This is a genomic window from Geodermatophilus sp. SYSU D00525 (assembly GCF_054050475.1).
Map to the genome: position 1 here is coordinate 79151 of NZ_JBJGZK010000007.1, position 15500 is coordinate 94650.

General features: G+C 76.3%; 16 protein-coding genes. 8 read left to right on the top strand and 8 right to left on the bottom strand.

Features of this window, described 5'->3' with window-relative positions; translation table 11 throughout:
* Nucleotides 1–156: 156 nt before the first annotated feature.
* Genes ACI796_RS08300 through ACI796_RS08310 form a run of 3 tightly spaced genes read left to right on the top strand, consistent with a single transcriptional unit; the run spans nt 157 to nt 3392 of the window.
* Nucleotides 157–1446, top strand: a complete 1290-nt coding sequence (locus ACI796_RS08300; protein WP_456940750.1) for a sensor histidine kinase — start codon at nt 157–159, stop codon at nt 1444–1446.
* A complete protein-coding gene (locus ACI796_RS08305) occupies nt 1437–2108 on the top strand; it encodes a response regulator (protein WP_456940751.1) in 672 nt (223 codons plus the stop codon). The genes ACI796_RS08300 and ACI796_RS08305 overlap by 10 nt, the downstream gene beginning before the upstream one ends.
* A gap of 42 nt (nt 2109–2150) precedes the next feature.
* A complete protein-coding gene (locus tag ACI796_RS08310; RefSeq protein WP_456940752.1) occupies nt 2151–3392 on the top strand; it encodes a GNAT family N-acetyltransferase in 1242 nt (413 codons plus the stop codon).
* Between the two features lie 3 nt (nt 3393–3395).
* On the opposite strand, the gene ACI796_RS08315 is transcribed toward ACI796_RS08310, so the two are convergent.
* Nucleotides 3396–3887, bottom strand: a complete 492-nt coding sequence (locus tag ACI796_RS08315) for a ribose-5-phosphate isomerase (protein ID WP_456940753.1) — start codon at nt 3885–3887, stop codon at nt 3396–3398.
* Between the two features lie 25 nt (nt 3888–3912).
* Here ACI796_RS08315 and ACI796_RS08320 point away from each other — a divergent pair, with 25 nt between their 5' ends.
* Together ACI796_RS08320 and ACI796_RS08325 are read left to right on the top strand one after the other, a co-directional pair.
* Entirely contained in the window at nt 3913–4581 is a 669-nt protein-coding gene (locus tag ACI796_RS08320) for a DUF429 domain-containing protein (RefSeq protein WP_456940754.1), read from the top strand.
* Nucleotides 4578–5339 (top strand): MBL fold metallo-hydrolase, encoded by a 762-nt coding sequence (locus ACI796_RS08325; RefSeq protein ID WP_456940755.1) that lies wholly within the window; start codon nt 4578–4580, stop codon nt 5337–5339. The genes ACI796_RS08320 and ACI796_RS08325 overlap by 4 nt, the downstream gene beginning before the upstream one ends.
* Before the next feature lie 28 nt (nt 5340–5367).
* Here the strand turns inward: ACI796_RS08325 and ACI796_RS08330 are convergent, their stop codons facing one another.
* On the bottom strand, nt 5368–6123 hold the full coding sequence (locus tag ACI796_RS08330; RefSeq protein ID WP_456940756.1) for an SDR family oxidoreductase: 756 nt from the start codon (nt 6121–6123) through the stop codon (nt 5368–5370).
* Nucleotides 6124–6327: 204 nt separating this feature from the next.
* On the opposite strand from ACI796_RS08330, the gene ACI796_RS08335 reads away from it, so the two are divergent.
* The gene (locus tag ACI796_RS08335; protein WP_456940757.1) at nt 6328–6813 is read left to right on the top strand and encodes an ester cyclase; all 486 of its coding nucleotides are present in this window, start codon (nt 6328–6330) and stop codon (nt 6811–6813) included.
* A gap of 60 nt (nt 6814–6873) precedes the next feature.
* On the opposite strand, the gene ACI796_RS08340 is transcribed toward ACI796_RS08335, so the two are convergent.
* Nucleotides 6874–7536, bottom strand: coding sequence for a mycothiol-dependent nitroreductase Rv2466c family protein (locus ACI796_RS08340; protein ID WP_456940758.1), 663 nt, complete (start codon nt 7534–7536; stop codon nt 6874–6876).
* A 135-nt stretch (nt 7537–7671) separates the two neighbouring features.
* Here ACI796_RS08340 and pepN point away from each other — a divergent pair, with 135 nt between their 5' ends.
* The gene (gene pepN / locus ACI796_RS08345) at nt 7672–10224 is read left to right on the top strand and encodes an aminopeptidase N (protein WP_456940759.1); all 2553 of its coding nucleotides are present in this window, start codon (nt 7672–7674) and stop codon (nt 10222–10224) included.
* A gap of 77 nt (nt 10225–10301) precedes the next feature.
* Here pepN and ACI796_RS08350 read toward each other — a convergent pair whose 3' ends face one another.
* Genes ACI796_RS08350 through ACI796_RS08360 form a run of 3 tightly spaced genes read right to left on the bottom strand, consistent with a single transcriptional unit; the run spans nt 10302 to nt 12655 of the window.
* Nucleotides 10302–10754 carry a DUF5130 family protein gene (locus tag ACI796_RS08350; RefSeq protein ID WP_456940760.1) on the bottom strand — a complete coding sequence of 151 codons (453 nt, stop codon included), beginning with the start codon at nt 10752–10754 and terminating at the stop codon, nt 10302–10304.
* 48 nt (nt 10755–10802) lie between these two features.
* Nucleotides 10803–11186, bottom strand: coding sequence for an aa3-type cytochrome oxidase subunit CtaJ (gene ctaJ / locus ACI796_RS08355; protein ID WP_456940761.1), 384 nt, complete (start codon nt 11184–11186; stop codon nt 10803–10805).
* Nucleotides 11183–12655 (bottom strand): amidase, encoded by a 1473-nt coding sequence (locus ACI796_RS08360; RefSeq protein WP_456940762.1) that lies wholly within the window; start codon nt 12653–12655, stop codon nt 11183–11185. The genes ctaJ and ACI796_RS08360 overlap by 4 nt, the downstream gene beginning before the upstream one ends.
* A gap of 38 nt (nt 12656–12693) precedes the next feature.
* On the opposite strand from ACI796_RS08360, the gene kynU reads away from it, so the two are divergent.
* Nucleotides 12694–13947: a kynureninase gene (gene kynU, locus ACI796_RS08365; protein ID WP_456940763.1), complete on the top strand. Its 1254-nt coding sequence runs from the start codon at nt 12694–12696 to the stop codon at nt 13945–13947.
* A gap of 37 nt (nt 13948–13984) precedes the next feature.
* On the opposite strand, the gene ACI796_RS08370 is transcribed toward kynU, so the two are convergent.
* Entirely contained in the window at nt 13985–14863 is an 879-nt protein-coding gene (locus ACI796_RS08370) for an SCO6745 family protein (RefSeq protein ID WP_456940764.1), read from the bottom strand.
* Nucleotides 14860–15387 carry an HNH endonuclease gene (locus tag ACI796_RS08375; RefSeq protein WP_456940765.1) on the bottom strand — a complete coding sequence of 176 codons (528 nt, stop codon included), beginning with the start codon at nt 15385–15387 and terminating at the stop codon, nt 14860–14862. Before ACI796_RS08375 ends, ACI796_RS08370 begins: the two co-directional genes overlap by 4 nt.
* Nucleotides 15388–15500 lie beyond the last annotated feature (113 nt).

Below are 15500 nucleotides of genomic sequence, written 5' to 3' on the forward strand. Positions count from 1 at the left end.
TCGCATCCGACACTAGCCAGGGCGCTGGACACCGGCCCGGCGTGACCGGGACCATCCCCCCGACATGAGGAGCGCAGCGGGTGTCGGGCCAGCCCGACAGCGGATCGACCGGCTGACGGGATCGGCCGGCCGCCCCCGCGCCAGCAGGCTCGCTGCATGACCACCGACACCCTCGTGATGCCCTCCTCCGCGACCGCCCCGTCGCACGCCGGCCTCCTGCGCCGGCTGCTCGTCGACTCCGGCTACGCGCTGCTGTCGCTGCCGGTCGGGATCGCCGCCTTCGTCGTCGCCGTGACCGGCGTGGCCGTCGGCGTCGGCACCCTGGTGATCTGGGTGGGCCTGGCCGTCCTGGCGCTCACCCTGCTCGCCGCCCGCGGGTTCGCCGCGCTCGAGCGGGCGCAGCTGCCCGCGGTGCTCGGCCGCCCCGTCCCGCGCCCGGCCTACCTGACCCCCGACGGCGGCCGGGTGCGCCGGCTCCTGACCCCGCTGCGCGACCCGCAGTCCTGGCTCGACGTGCTGCACGCCGTCGTCCGGTTCCCGCTGGCGATCGTGGCCTTCGTCGTCACGGTGACGTTCTGGGCGCTGGCGCTCGGCGGGATCACCTACGGGCTGTGGGACTGGGCCCTGCCGCAGGAGGGCAACGAGGACCTGTTCGAGCTGCTCGGTTTCGAGGGCGGCACCCCGCTGCGGATCGTCGGCTACACGGCGATCGGCCTGGTCGCCGCGGCCGTGCTCCCGTTCGCCGTCCGGGCGGTCGCGCTGCTGCAGGCCCAGCTCGGCCGGGTCATGCTGACCTCCCGCGCCGCCACCCAGGCCGAGATCGGCCGGCTCTCCCGCGGCCGCGACGCCGCCGTCGCCGCCGAGGCGGTGGCGCTGCGCCGGCTGGAGCGCGACATCCACGACGGCCCGCAGCAGCACCTGGTCCGCCTCGGCATGGACCTCTCCCGCGCCCAGCGCCAGCTCGAGCGCGACCCCGCCGCCGCCCGCACGACGCTGGCCGAGGCCGGCGTCCTCGCCAAGGAGGCGCTGGAGGAGCTGCGCGCGCTGTCCCGCGGCATCGCCCCGCCGGTGCTCGCCGACCGCGGCCTGCCCGCCGCGCTGGCCGCGCTGGCCGCCCGCTCGCCGGTGCCGGTGGAGCTCGCCGTCGGCCTGCCCGCCGAGCGGCCGGCGCCGGTCACGGAGAACACCGCGTACTTCGTCGTCAGCGAGACGCTGGCCAACGTGGCCAAGCACAGCGGGGCCGGCGTGTGCCGGGTCGAGGTGCGGCGGGCCGGAGAGGTGCTGCGGGTCGTCGTCGAGGACGACGGCGAGGGCGGGGCGCTGCTGGTGCCCGGGCACGGCCTGGCCGGGCTCGCCGACCGGCTGCGCGCCGTCGACGGCGTCCTGGTGGTCGACAGCCCGCGCGGCGGCCCGACCCGGACGACGGCGGAGCTGCCGTGGGCGTGAGCCCCGGCGACCGGTCGCTGCGCGTGGTGCTCGGCGAGGACTCGGTCCTGCTCCGCGAGGGGCTGGTCCGGCTGCTCGAGGAGGCGGGCACCACCGTGGCGGCCGCCGTGGGCGACGGCCCGTCGCTGGTGCGCGCGGTGACCGCCGAGCGGCCGGACGTGGCCGTCGTCGACGTGCGGATGCCGCCCACGCACACCGACGAGGGGCTGCGCGCCGCCGTCGAGGTGCGGCGGACGGTGCCCGGGACGGCGGTGCTGGTGCTGTCGCAGTACGTCGAGGTCGCCTACGCCGACGAGCTGCTGGCCGACGGCCGCGGCGGCGTCGGCTACCTGCTCAAGGACCGGGTGACCGACCTCGACCAGCTGCTCGCCGCCCTCGCCGAGGTGGTGGCAGGCGGCACCGTGCTCGATCCCCAGGTGGTCGCCCAGCTGTTCGCCCGCCGCCGCGCCGACGACCCGGTCCGCCGGCTCACCCCGCGCGAGCGGGAGGTGCTCGGCCTGATCGCCGAGGGACACTCCAACACCGCGATCGCCCGGCAGCTGGTGGTCACCCCGGGCGCGGTGGAGAAGCACACCCAGCGGATCTTCGCCAAGCTCGGCCTCGCGCCCGACGAGGACCGCAACAGCCGGGTGATGGCGACCCTGGCCTACCTCCGCGGCTGACCGCGGTCGCGGGCCGTCGTTCCCGCCCGGTAGACACCAGGGGTGACCGATCCCGCTGACCTCCGCCCCGTCACCGCCGAGGAGTGGCCCGCCTTCAGCCGGGCGATGCTCGAGGTCTTCGGCGACGAGCCGATCGGCGACTTCACCGAGCGGGTCCCGCCGACGGCGGAGCTGGACCGGTCGCTGTCGCTGTGGGCGGGCGACGGGCGGGTCGCCGCCACCGGGGGCATCTACAGCCGGCAGGTGACCGTGCCCGGCGCCGTCGTCCCGTGCGCAGGCGTCACCTGGGTGACCGTCTCCCCCACCCACCGCCGCCGGGGCGTGCTGACGGCGATGATGCGGCGCCAGCTGACGGAGCTGCACGAGCGGCAGGGCGAGCCGCTGGCCGCGCTGTGGGCCTCCGAGGGCTCGATCTACGGCCGCTTCGGCTACGCGCCGGCGACGCAGCGCGGCAACCTGCGCGGCTCCACCCGCGACATGGTCTTCCGCCCCGGCGTCGACCTGGGCACCGGCACGGTGGCCCCGGCCGAGCCCGAGGCGTGGCGGGCCGGCGCCGCGCGGGTGCACGAGGCGCTGCGCCGCGGGGTGCCCGGCACGTTCGAGCGCGACGAGCGCTGGTGGGAGCGCGCGCTGCGCGACCCGGCCGAGCGCCGCGGCGGGGCGAGCGCCCGCCGGTACGTGCTGCACACCGAGGCCGACGGCGAGGTCACCGGCTTCGCCGCGTTCCGCGTGCGCGCCCGCTGGACCGACGACGGCCTGCCCGACGGCACGGTCGTCGTCGACGACGTGCGGGCGCGCAGCACCCCCACCCACGCGGCGCTGTGGCGGTACCTGCTCGACCTGGACCTGGTGCGGACGGTGGAGGCCGGCTACGCCCCCGCCGACGACCCGCTGCGCCACCTGCTGGCCGACCCGCGCGCGCTCCAGGTGCGCCCGCTGGACGGGCTGTGGCTGCGGCTGGTCGACGTCGGCCGGGCGCTGGCCGCGCGCCGCTACCCGGCGCCGATCGACATGGTCCTCGAGGTGCGCGACCGGTTCTGCCCCTGGAACGACGGGCGCTGGTGGCTGCGCGGGCACCCCGCCGGGGCGTTCTGCGCCCCCACCGACGGCGACCCCGACCTGGTCGTGGACGTCGAGGCGCTGGCCGCGGCCTACCTCGGCGGCGTCTCGCTGGGCACGCTGCAGGCGGCCGGGCGGGTCACCGAGGTGAGCCCGGGCGCGGTCACCCAGGCCGCGACGGCGTTCTCCTGGCCGGTCAGCCCCTACTGCCCCGACCAGTTCTGACGGTCAGACCACGCCGTCGCGGGTGGGCAGCCCGCCGGCGGGACGGTGCCGGTTCTGCTCGTAGTCGTGGATGAGCCCGATCCGGCGGACGTGCCGCTCGTCGTGGCTGAACGGCGTCCGGAGGAACTCCAGCACCAGCGCGGTGGCCTCCTCGATCGAGTGCTGGCGGGCGCCGATCGAGACGACGTTGGCGTCGTTGTGCTGGCGGGCGAGCTGGGCGGTCTCGGTGTTCCACACCAGCGCCGCGCGCACGCCGGGCACCTTGTTGGCCGCGATCTGCTCGCCGTTGCCCGAGCCGCCGATGACGACGCCGAGGCTGCCCGGCTCGGTGACCACGCGCTCGCCCACCTCGAAGCAGAACGGCGGGTAGTCGTCCTGCGGGTCGTACTCGAAGGCGCCGCAGTCGACCGGCTCGTGCCCGGCCTCGGTGAGCGCCCGCTCGAGGTGCTCCTTGAAGTCCAGCCCGGCGTGGTCGGTGCCGACGAAGACGCGCATGCGCCGAGTCTGTCAGGGTCGGGTGGTGGCGGTGCTCGGGGTGGACGGCTGGCGCGGGGCCTGGGTCGGCGCGCTGCTCGACGGCCGCACGGTGACCCTCCTGGCGCTGCCCGACGTGGCCGCCGTCCTCGCGGTCCCCGGCGTCGAGGTGGTCGGGATCGACATGCCCATCGGCCTGTCCGACGACGGTGCCCGGGCCTGCGACGTCCGGGCCAAGGCGCTGCTCGGGAGGGCGGGGAGCTCCGTCTTCGCCGCCCCGGTCCGCGCGGTGCTGGCGACCGACGACTACGCCGAGGCCCGTGGGCTCTCGACCGCGGCGACCGGCGGGACGTCGCTGTCGGCGCAGGCCTTCCAGCTCGTGCGGTCCGTCCGGGCGCTCGACGACGCCCTCGGCGACCCGCCGCCCGGCCACGTCGTCGAGGTGCACCCGGAGCTGGCGTTCCGCCGCGGCCTGGGCGGCGTGACCGACCCGAAGGTCACCGCCCGTGGCCTGGCCCAGCGGCTCGCGGCGCTGCGCCCGGTCATGGACGTCGACGCCGCGTTGCTCGCGGCGCCGCCGCGGGTGCCGGCGGTCGACGCGCTCGACGCCTGCGCCGCCGCGTGGTCGGCCCGGCGGGTCGCCGACGGCACCGGCGAGTGCGTCGGCGACGGGTCGCTCGACGCCCGCGGCCGGCCGATGCGGATCTGCTGGTGACCTTCGCCGAGGTCGCCGACGGCGTGTTCGTCCGCCGGCACCGGTCCCTGGACCTCAACTGCGGGCTGGTCGTCGGCGACGGCGCCTGCCTCGTCGTGGACACCCGGTCCTCCCCGGCCGAGGCCGCGGACCTCGCGGCCGCCGTTCGGCGGGTGACCCCGCACCCGTGGACCGTCGTCAACACCCACGCGCACTACGACCACTGCTTCGGCAACGCCGCGTTCCGCCCGGCGACGGTGTGGGGCTCGCGCGGCTGCGCCGCGGACCTGCTGGCCACCGGTGAGGCGCAGCGCGCGGCCCGGATCGCCGAGCTGCTGGCCGCCGGGGACGTCGAGGCCGCCGGGCAGGTGCGGCGTGCGCCGCTGGACCCACCCGACGCGCTGGTCGACGACGTCGAGGTGCTCGACGTGGGCGGCGTCGAGGTGGTGCTGCGGTTCCTCGGCCGCGGGCACACCGGGCACGACCTGGTGGTCGAGGTGGAGGACGGCACCGTCTTCGCCGGGGACCTGGTCGAGGAGGGCGCCCCGCCGGCGTTCGAGGACGCCTTCCCCGCCGAGTGGCCGGCCACCCTGGGGCGGCTGCACGCGCTGGCCCGCGGCCCGGTCGTCCCCGGCCACGGCGCGGTCGTGGACGCGGACTTCGTCGGCGCCCAGCGCGAGGAGCTGCTGGCGGTGCTGGCCGCCGTCCGGGCCGGCCGGCCGGACCGCGGCCCCTACGACGAGGCGACCGTGCGCGTGGCCGCCTCCCGGCTCAGGTGATCCCGTCTCCCGCGTGCGGGAGGCGGGATCAGGTGAGGCGGCGGACCACCGGCAGCGGCAGCACCCGCAGCAGCGCCGACACCGGCCGCCACGGCCACTCGGGCACGTAGGCCCGCACCGGCTCCCGCTCGATCGCGGCGACCAGCGCGTCGACGCCGGTGTCCAGGCCGACGGTGAACGGGCCGCGGCGGCCGACGTTGATGTCGGTCTCGATGTAGCCGGGCAGCACCGTGGTGACCCGGACGCCGGTGCCGAGCAGGTCCGACCGGATGCCCTCGGCGAGCGCGTTGAGCGCGGCCTTGCTGGCGCCGTAGGCGGTGCGGGTGCCGCGCATCCCGCGGACCGAGGCGACCGAGCTGATGACGACGAGGTGGCCCGAGCCCTGCGCGCGGAACAGCTCGACGGCGGCCTCGCACTGCGCGTGGGTGCCGAGGACGTTGGTGACCAGGATGGCGCGGTTGGCCGCGGCCGCCCCGGTGCCGATGGCCGACCCGTTGCCGATCCCGGCGTTGGCGACGAACCGGTCGACGCCGCCGAGCCGGGCGGCCAGCGCCGGGACGCCCTCGGCCACCGCCGCGGCGTCGTCGACGTCGAGCGCCGCGGTGACCACCCGGATGCCGGGGTGGGCGGCGAGCAGCTCGCCGCGCAGCTCCTCCAGCAGGTGCTCGCGGCGGGCGACCAGGGCCAGGTCCCGGCCGCGTGCGGCGAAGCGGCGGGCCAGGCCCATGCCCAGCCCGGAGCTGGCGCCGGTGATCAGGATGCGCTGGCGGGTCGGTCGCGGCACGCCCGCGAGCATGCCAGCCGCGGAAGTGCACGGACGGGGCCTTCGCCTCTGGCACCCCGGCCCGGGCAGGACTCGTCTCGGGGTGTCGGCCTGCCGCAGGTGCGGGCCCGGCCCCGCTCGTGCCGGGCCCGGGCCGATCGGCCGGCCGACGTCACCAGCCGGCCAGACCGGCCGGCGACCCGACGGACGACCGGAGGAGTCGTCATGGGACAGGCACGAGAGATCATGGACCGGATCACCGCCGCGGCCGTCGCGGGTGACCGGGAGACCCTGCTGCAGCTCTACGCGGCCGACGCAGTCGCCGAGACTCCCGAGGGCCTGCGGCTCGAGGGCAACGAGGCCATCGCCGACTACCTCGCGGTGTTCCAGCGCGCGTGCCCCGACATGAGCTGGGAGCCGAAGGCCACCTACGAGGCCGGCGACACCGCGATCGACGAGGGCTGGCTCGTCGGGACCCACACCGGCGTACTGGCCCTGCCGGACGGCGACGTGCCGCCGACCGGCAGGAGCGTACGGCTGCGGGAGTGCGACCTGCTCACGGTCAGGGACGGCGTGGCCGCGTCGCACCACATGTACTTCGACCGGCTCGACATCGCGTCCCAGCTCGGGCTGGGCGGGGCCGCGGCGGCCGTCCCGGAGCCCCGCGCCGCCGCCGGGATCGAGCAGGTGACCGAGACCCCCGCCACCTGACCCGCCCCTGGGCGCCCCGCCGCCGGCCGCGCTCCCGCGACCGGCGGCGGGGCGGCGGACTCAGCTGTTCTCGAGCTCCAGGGCGTCGGCCGGCACCGAGTCCATGTCCGGGCCGGAGGTGCGGGTCCGCTTGAGCTCCCAGAAGTCGGGCAGGTTGGCCAGCAGGACGGCCCCGTCGAAGGCCTTCCCGGCGTCCTCGCCCGTGGGCACCCGGCTGATGACCGGGCCGAAGAACGCGACGCCGTCGATGTGCACGACCGGCGTGCCGACGTCGTCACCGACCGGGTCCATGCCCGCGTGGTGGCTCTTCTCCAGCGCCTCGTCGTAGTCGGTGGAGGTCGCCGCCTCGGCCAGCTCGGCCGGGAGTCCCACGCGCTCGAGCGCCGGGGCGATCAGCTCGTCGAGCTCCTTGCCCTCGTGGTGCCGCAGCGTGCCCATGGCCGTGTAGAGGTCACCGAGGACCTCGTCGCCGTGCTTCTCGGCGGCGGCGACGGCGACCCGCACCGGGCCCCACGCCTGCTCCATCATCTTCTGGTACTCCTCCGGCAGGTCGCGCCCGCGGTTGAGCACCGCCAGCGACATGACGTGCCAGTGCAGGTCGATGTCGCGCACCTTCGCCGCCTCCAGGACCCAGCGGCTGGTCAGCCAGGCCCAGGGGCACAGCGGGTCGAACCAGAAGTCCACCCGTGCCTTGGTCGGGGCGCTCTGCACTGCCTCGGTCATCGATCGCTCTCCTCAGGTCCGTCGTCCTCGGGGCCGGGGGCGCACCCCGCCACTGCCCGCTGCCAAGTGCCCCGTCCGGCCGGTTGTTCCCGGTGCCCTGCGGGCGTGTCGGCCGTCCGTGGCAGGCTGCCGGGCGTGGCCGTACCCAACCTGACCCGCGACGACGCCGCCGCACGCGCCCGCCTGCTCGACGTCGACAGCTACGACCTCCGGTTCGACCTCACCGACGGTGAGGGGCGACCGGGCAGCGGGACCTTCCGCTCGACGACGACGGTGCACTTCACCTGCCGCGAGCCCGGCGCCGCCTCGTTCGTCGACCTGGTCGCCGAGACCGTCCGGTCCGCCACGCTCAACGGGGTCGAGCTCGACGTCTCCACCTACACCGAGGAGGGCGGCCTGCCGCTGCCCGACCTCGCCGCCGACAACACCCTCGTCGTCGACGCCGACTGCCGGTACTCCAACACCGGCGAGGGCCTGCACCGCTTCGAGGACCCCGAGGACGGGCAGGTCTACCTCTACACGCACTTCGAGCCGGCCGAGGCCAAGCGCGTGTTCGCCTGCTTCGACCAGCCCGACCTCAAGGGCACCTACGAGGTGCACGTCGTCGCGCCGTTCGACTGGCAGGTCGTGTCCAACAGCGGCGGCCGCACCATCGAGGCCGGGCCGGGGGGCTCGCAGCTGGTGCACTTCGAGCCGACCAAGCGGCTGTCGACCTACCTGGTCGCGCTGATCGCCGGGCCCTACGCGCGGGTCACCGACTGCTACGAGGACATCCCGCTGGGCCTGTTCTGCCGCGCGTCGCTGGCGAAGCACCTGGACCCGGAGGAGCTGTTCCGGGTCACCAAGCAGGGCTTCGAGTTCTACCACCGGGTCTTCGACTACCCGTACCCGTTCGACAAGTACGACCAGGTGTTCGTGCCGGAGTTCAACGCCGGCGCGATGGAGAACGCGGGCGCGGTCACCGTGCTGGAGGACTACGTCTTCCGGTCCCGGACCAGCCGGGCGCGTTACGAGCGGCGCGCCGAGACGGTGCTGCACGAGCTGGCGCACATGTGGTTCGGCGACCTCGTGACCATGCGCTGGTGGGACGACCTGTGGCTCAACGAGTCCTTCGCCACCTACATCTCCACGCTGTGCCAGGCCGAGGCCACCGAGTACACGACCGCGTGGACGACGTTCGCCAACGCCGAGAAGGCCTGGGCCTACGCGCAGGACCAGCTGCCCTCGACCCACCCGATCGCCGCGGACATGGTCGACGTGGCCGCCGTCGAGGTGAACTTCGACGGGATCACCTACGCCAAGGGCGCCTCGGTGCTCAAGCAGCTGGTGGCCTACGTCGGCCGCGAGGAGTTCCTGGCGGGGATCCGCCGCTACTTCCGCACCCACGAGTACGGCAACACCACGCTGGCGGACCTGCTCGATCCCCTTTCGGAGGCCACCGGCCGCGACCTCACCGAGTGGTCGGCGCAGTGGCTGGAGACCAGCCAGGTCAACACCCTGCGTCCGGTGTACGAGCTCACCGAGGACGGCCGCTACGCCTCGTTCGCCATCGAGCAGACCGCCGTCCCCGAGCACCCCGTGCTGCGCCGGCACCGGCTGGCCGTGGGCCTCTACGACCGCGGGCCGGACGGGCTGACCCGCACCACCCGGGTGGAGCTCGACGTCGACGGCGAGCGCACCGAGGTGGCCGAGCTGGCCGGGCACCCGGCGGCCGACCTGGTGCTGGTCAACGACGACGACCTCACCTACGCCAAGCTCCGCCTGGACGACCGCTCGCTGGCGACGCTGCGCGAGGCGATCGGCACGGTCCCCGACTCCCTCGCCCGCGCGCTGTGCTGGGCCGCCGCCTGGGACATGACCCGCGACGCCGAGCTGCCCGCCCGCGAGTGGGTGGAGCTGGTGCTGGCCGGCATCGACGCCGAGACCGAGACCAGCGTGGTGCAGTCGCTGCTGGCGCGGGTGCAGTCGGCGCTGACCTCGTACGCCGACCCGGCGTGGGCCGAGACCGGCTGGGCGGCGCTGGCGGACAAGGCGCTGCAGGCGCTGGAGTCGGCCGAGCCGGGCAGCGACGAGCAGCTGCAGTGGTCGCGCACCCTGGCCGCCGCCGCCCGCACCGGCGAGCACGCCGCGGTGCTGCGCGGGCTGCTCGACGGCTCCCGCACCGTCGAGGGGCTGGCCGTCGACGCCGACGCCCGCTGGGCCTTCCTCCACGGCCTGGTGGCCATCGGCGCGGCCGGCGACGCCGAGATCGACGCCGAGGCCGAGCGGGACGCCACCGCCACCGGGGTCCGGCGTGCGGCGACCGCGCGGGCGCTGCGCCCGACCGCGGAGGCCAAGGCGGACGCCTGGCAGCAGGCGTTCCACGACGCGTCGGTGCCCAACGCCGTCCACGAGGCGCTGGTCGCGGGCTTCTGGCACCCGGCGCAACGCGAGCTGACCGCGGAGTACGTGGACCGGTACTTCGCCGAGATCGGCCCGATGTGGGAGCGCCGTCCCGGCGAGATCGCGAAGAACGCCGTGCAGTACCTGTTCCCGCCGGTGGTCGAGGAGCGGACGCTGCAGGCCGCCGACAGGTGGCTCGGCCGGGAAGGGCACCCGGCGCCGCTGCGCCGGCTGGTCTCCGAGGGCCGCGACGGCATCGCCCGCGCGCTGCGCAACCGGGCGCGGGACGCCGCCGCCGGCGCCTGACCCGCTGCACGCGAGAGGCCCAGGACCCGGCGGGTCCTGGGCCTCTCGCGTGCGGCCGTGCGCGGTGCGCCGCGCGGCTAGTGGAGCCGGGCGCCCCGCGGGTGGCCGGCCTGGTCGGACAGCTGCCGCAGGCCGTTGACGATCCCGCCGACGAGGTCACCGGAGGCGAAGGAGTTGGTCATCGACAGCACCGCGAGCGCGCACGCCCGGTCGGGCAGCCGGCGGGCGGCCGAGGCACCGGTGACGACCTCGATGACCCGCTGCCCGGGCGAGACTGCCAGCAGCACCGACTCGGCCGGGTCGCCGCCGCGGGCGTGCAGCTCCTCGGCCCGGATGCGGGTCTTGGGCCCGAGGTCGCCGATCCAGAGCGTGAACCGCAGGCCGGTCTCGCGCGAGGACATGGTCAGCGCCTCGTCGAGCCGCGCCAGCTCGCGGTAGCTGAAGATCGTGTCGTAGCCCTCGTCGGCCCGGTTGGGCGCGGTGTCGACCGTCCCGGTGTCGTGGGCGTCGGCGTCCAAGACGCGGGTCATCGCCGGCCTCCTGAGGCGGTCGCGAGGTGGATGGGGATCACGGGGCGGTCACCAGGTGCCGCGGGCGCCGCCGAGCGGGCCGCCGGCGGACGGGGCCGGCGCACCGGCGGAGACGGCGGTCGCGCCGCGCGAGCCGGCGATCACGTGCGAGCCGGTGGTGGTCCCGTGCCCGCTGTGGCCCCCCTCGAGCGCCGCGGGCTCGCCGTACAGCGAGGACCCGACGGCCTGGGTGTCGCCGTGGCCGGCGGCGTGCGTCGGGGCGTCCTCCGGCTGCGGCTCGTACCAGACCGGCTCGTGCTCCCAGGGCTGACCCGGCTTGTACCGGACGCCCTGGCGCTTGCGCCCGCCCGGCAGGTAGGTCAGCGCCCACAGGAGGACGAACACCGCCAGCGGAGCCACGAGGAAGACGAGCAGGGTCTCGACGACGGTCACGCCCGGAATCTACCGGTGTCCGTGGTCGGCTGTGCGCGCGTGTCCCAGCCCGGCGGGTGGCGGTGCGCCCACGGCCGGGCCTGCTCCAGCTGGGCGGCGAGGGCGATCAGGGTGGCCTCGTCCGCGGGCCGCCCCACGAGCATCGTCCCGACCGGCAGGCCGTCGCCGGTCCAGTGCAGCGGCACGCTGACGGCGGGCTGGCCGGTGACGTTGTAGAGCGCGGTGAACGCCGCGTAGCGCTTGTTGCGCTCGAAGTCCTCGGCGCCGTCGCCGTCGGCGTCGAACCAGCCCAGCGGCCGCGGCGTCATCGTCGTCACCGGGGCGACGAGGACGTCGAACCCGTCGGTGGCCTCGACGTAGCGGCGGGCGAACAGCCGCAGCGCGTTGAGCGCCTCCATCGCCGCCTGCGCCGACAGGGCCAGCCCGCGGGCGCGCAGCTCCCGGGTGAGCGGCCGCAGCTCCCCCACCCGGTCCGGCGGCACCGGCAGCGTCGTCCCCGACAGCGACCACACCCGCTCGAAGGCGCCGAGCACGTCCGGGGCGAGCAGACCGGGCGGGACGTCGACCACCTCGTGCCCGAGGTCGGTGAGCAGCGCGGTGGCGTCGTCGAGGGCCGCGGCCACCTCCGGCTGCAGCACCGCGCCGGGCATCGGGGACTCCAGCGCCCGGCCGATCCGCAGCCGCCCGGTCGGCCGGTCCGCGGCGGCGAGGAAGGTCTCCCCCGGCGGCAGCGGCGGCGCCCAGGCGAAGTCACCGGTGACCGGGCCGGCCATGGCGTCGAGCATCGCGGCGGCGTCGCGGACGGTGCGGGCCAGCGGCCCGTTGGTGCCCAGCCCGGTGACGTCGCTGCCCAGCGGTCCGTTGCTGATCCGCCCGCGGGTCGGCTTGATGCCGAACAGCCCGTTGATGCTGGCCGGGATGCGGATCGAGCCGCCGCCGTCGCTGCCCTGGGCGAAGGGCACCATCCCGGCGGCGACCGCCACCGCCGCGCCGCCGCTGGACCCCCCGGCCAGCCGGGCGGGGTCCCACGGGCAGCGGGCAGGGCCGGCGACGTCGTTGTCGGTGTAGCAGGGGTAGCCGAACTCCGGGGTGTTGGTCTTGCCCAGGCTGATCGTCCCGGCGGCGGCGAGCTTGGTGACGACGGCGTCGTCCACCGTGGGCACGAAGTCGGCGAACACCGCGGAGCCGAAGGTGGTGCGCACACCGGCGGTGTTGTTGAGGTCCTTGATCGCCGTCGGGACGCCGAGCAGGGGCGGCAGGTCGCCGCCGCGCAGCACCCGGGCCTCGGCCCGGGCCGCCGCGGCCCGCGCGCGCTCGGGCGTGACGGTGACGAAGGCGCCCAGGCCGGCGTCGAGGGCCTCGATGCGGGCGAGGGCGGCCTCCACCAGCTCGACGGGACTGACCGTCCGGTCCCGGACGGCGGCCGCCTGCTCCAGCGCGGTGAGCTCGTGCACCTGCGTACCGGTCACGGGCGGCGACGCTAGCCCCGCCCGGTAGACAGGTCGCCGTGCACCTCTCCCGCGCGCACGCCGAGGCCCTCGACGACGCCGACCCGCTGGCCGGGTTCCGCGCCCGCTTCGCCGGCGTCGACGACGCCCTGCTCTACCTCGACGGCAACTCGCTGGGCCGGATGCCCGTGGACACCCCGGCGGCGCTGGCGCGGGTGGCGGAGCAGGAGTGGGGCCGCGGGCTGGTCGGCTCGTGGGCGTCGTGGATCGACGTCGGCACGCGGGTCGGCGACGTCATCGGCACCGGTGTCCTCGGCGCCCGGCCCGGCGAGGTGCTGCTCGGCGACTCGACCACCGTCGACCTCTACAAGCTCCTCGTCGCCGCGGCCGACGCCCGCCCGGGCCGGGACGTGCTGGTCTGCTGCGCCGACGACTTCCCCACCGACCGCTACGTGGTCGCCGGGGTCGCCGCCGCGCGCGGGATGACCGTGCGCGAGGTGCCCGCCGACGTCGACGAGGGCCTGGACCCGGCGGTGCTCGCGGCGGCGCTGGACGGGCGGGTCGCCGTCGTGGTGCTGTCCGCGGTCGCGTACCGCTCGGGCGCGCTGGCCGACGTCGCGGCGGTGACGGCGGCGGCCCGCGACGCCGGCGCGCTGGTCGTCTGGGACCTCTCGCACGCGGCCGGGGCGGTGGAGCTGGACCTGACCGCGAGCGGCGTCGACCTCGCCGTCGGGTGCACGTACAAGTACCTCAACGGCGGGCCCGGCGCGCCGGCGTTCCTCTTCGTGCGGCGGGAGCTGCAGGAGACCCTGCGCCAGCCGATCTGGGGCTGGTTCGGCCAGCGCGACCAGTTCGCGATGGGCCCGGCCTATGACCCGGTGCCCGATGTCGGGCGGTTCGCCACCGGGACGCCGCCGGTGCTCGCCGCCGCGGCGGTCGAGGTGGGCGCGCGGCTGGTGGCCGACGCCGGCATCGGCCGGCTGGCGGCCAAGGGGCGGGCGCTGACCGGGCTGATGACCGACCTCGCCGACGCGCACCTGGCGCCGCACGGCGTGGCGCTGGCCAGCCCGCGCGACCCGGCACGGCGCGGGTCGCACGTCACGCTCGCCCACCCGCACGCCTGGCAGCTGACCCGGGCGCTGGTCGACCGCGGCGTGGTGCCGGACTTCCGCACGCCCGACCGCGTGCGCCTCGGGATCGCGCCGCTGTACACGCGGTTCGTCGACGTCTGGGACGCCGTCGACCGGTTCCGCGCCCTGCTCGAGGACGGCGTCTGGGCCGCCTACCCCGAGGAGCGCACCCGCGTCACCTGAGCAGTGCGGCAGAGATGGCCGTCTCTGCCGCCAGTGGTCAGTCGGGGTCGGGTGGGACGCCGATCGGGTTGCGGTCGGGGAAGAGCCCGGCGGTGACGACGGCGCGGCGCAGCGGCACCAGGAGCTCGGCGAGCCGGTCGCAGCGGGTGTCGCCGAGCGTCCGCCACGGGCCGAGCGCGAGGCGGTCGGTGTCGGCCTCGATCGCGGCGACCATCGCCAGGCCCTCCGCGGACAGCTCCACGTCGTCGGGCCCGCTGCCGTCGAGCCAGCCGCGCCGGGCGAGCTCCTCGGCGGCGGCCGCCCACGCGTCGTCGTCCCACCCGCGGGCCTTCTGCAGCCACGCGCGGTCGACCCGGCCGGCCGCGGCCACCAGCACGTGCGCGCCGGCACCGGACACCTCCCGGTCCAGCAGCGCCGCGTTGTGCCCGTCGCCGCGGTGCTCGCGCAGCGTGGTGAGCGCCTGCCACAGGGCCAGGTGCGGCTCGTCCGGCTCGGCCACCGCCGCGTTGGCCGCCGCCAGCGGCCGGCCGGGCAGGTCGACCGCCTCGGCGGCGATCCGGGCCAACTCGGCGGCCTCGGCGGCCTCGGCCGAGCCCGCCCACTCCCCCAGCACCCGGAGGGTGACGGCGTCGACGGCGGCCAGCCGGACCCGCAGCGCGTCCGCCGGCGTCACCGCCGCCCAGACGCCGGGCACCCGGCGGGCGACGAACGCCGGCGCGAAGTTGTAGAAGGTGGCCGTGACGACCGCGGGGCCGACCGGCCCGAGCGGCGCGGCGCGCAGCGCGAAGTAGACGGCCCAGAAGCCGGACAGGCCGGCCTCCTCACCCGCGGACCGCGCCTCGTCGGCGAAGTAGGTGAGCGCCTGGTACGGCTCGCCCAGCGCCCAGAGCCGGCGCGCGGTCCCCGCCGACGTCACGCCGAGACGCTCTCGGGCATCCCCAGCCACTCCCGCCAGCGGGGGTCCACGGTGCGCGCGCCGAGCAGCCGCCAGGCCGCGCCGCTCGGGGTCCGCGGCGGGTGCGGCAGCTGCCAGCCCATCTCGGCCAGCGACCGGTCGGCCTTGGTGTGGTTGCACCTGCGGCAGGCGGCCACGACGTTGTCCCAGGTGTGCGTGCCGCCGCGGCTGCGCGGGACGACGTGGTCGATGCTCGTGGCCGACCCGCCGCAGTAGACGCAGGTCTGCCCGTCGCGGGTGAACACCGCCCGCCGGGACAGGGGCACCTGCGCGGGGTAGGGCACCCGCACGAAGCGGGTGAGCCGCACGACCACCGGGACGGCGAGGGCCACCCGCTCGGCGTGGACCACCTCCGCGGAGTCGTCCACCGGGACCGCCTTCTCGGCCAGGACCAGGACGATCGCGCGGCGGCTGGAGACCACGCACAGGGGTTCGTAGGTGGCGTTGAGCAGCAGCGTGGCCGCCGTCGTGCCGGACGAGGGCACGGGCAGCCGGGGGACGGGGACGGGGTCGCGCCGCGGACCTGGGTGGCCCGCCGGCGACGACCCGGACGCGGAACGCGACACGGATCACCTCCGACGCCCCGGACCGCCGTACC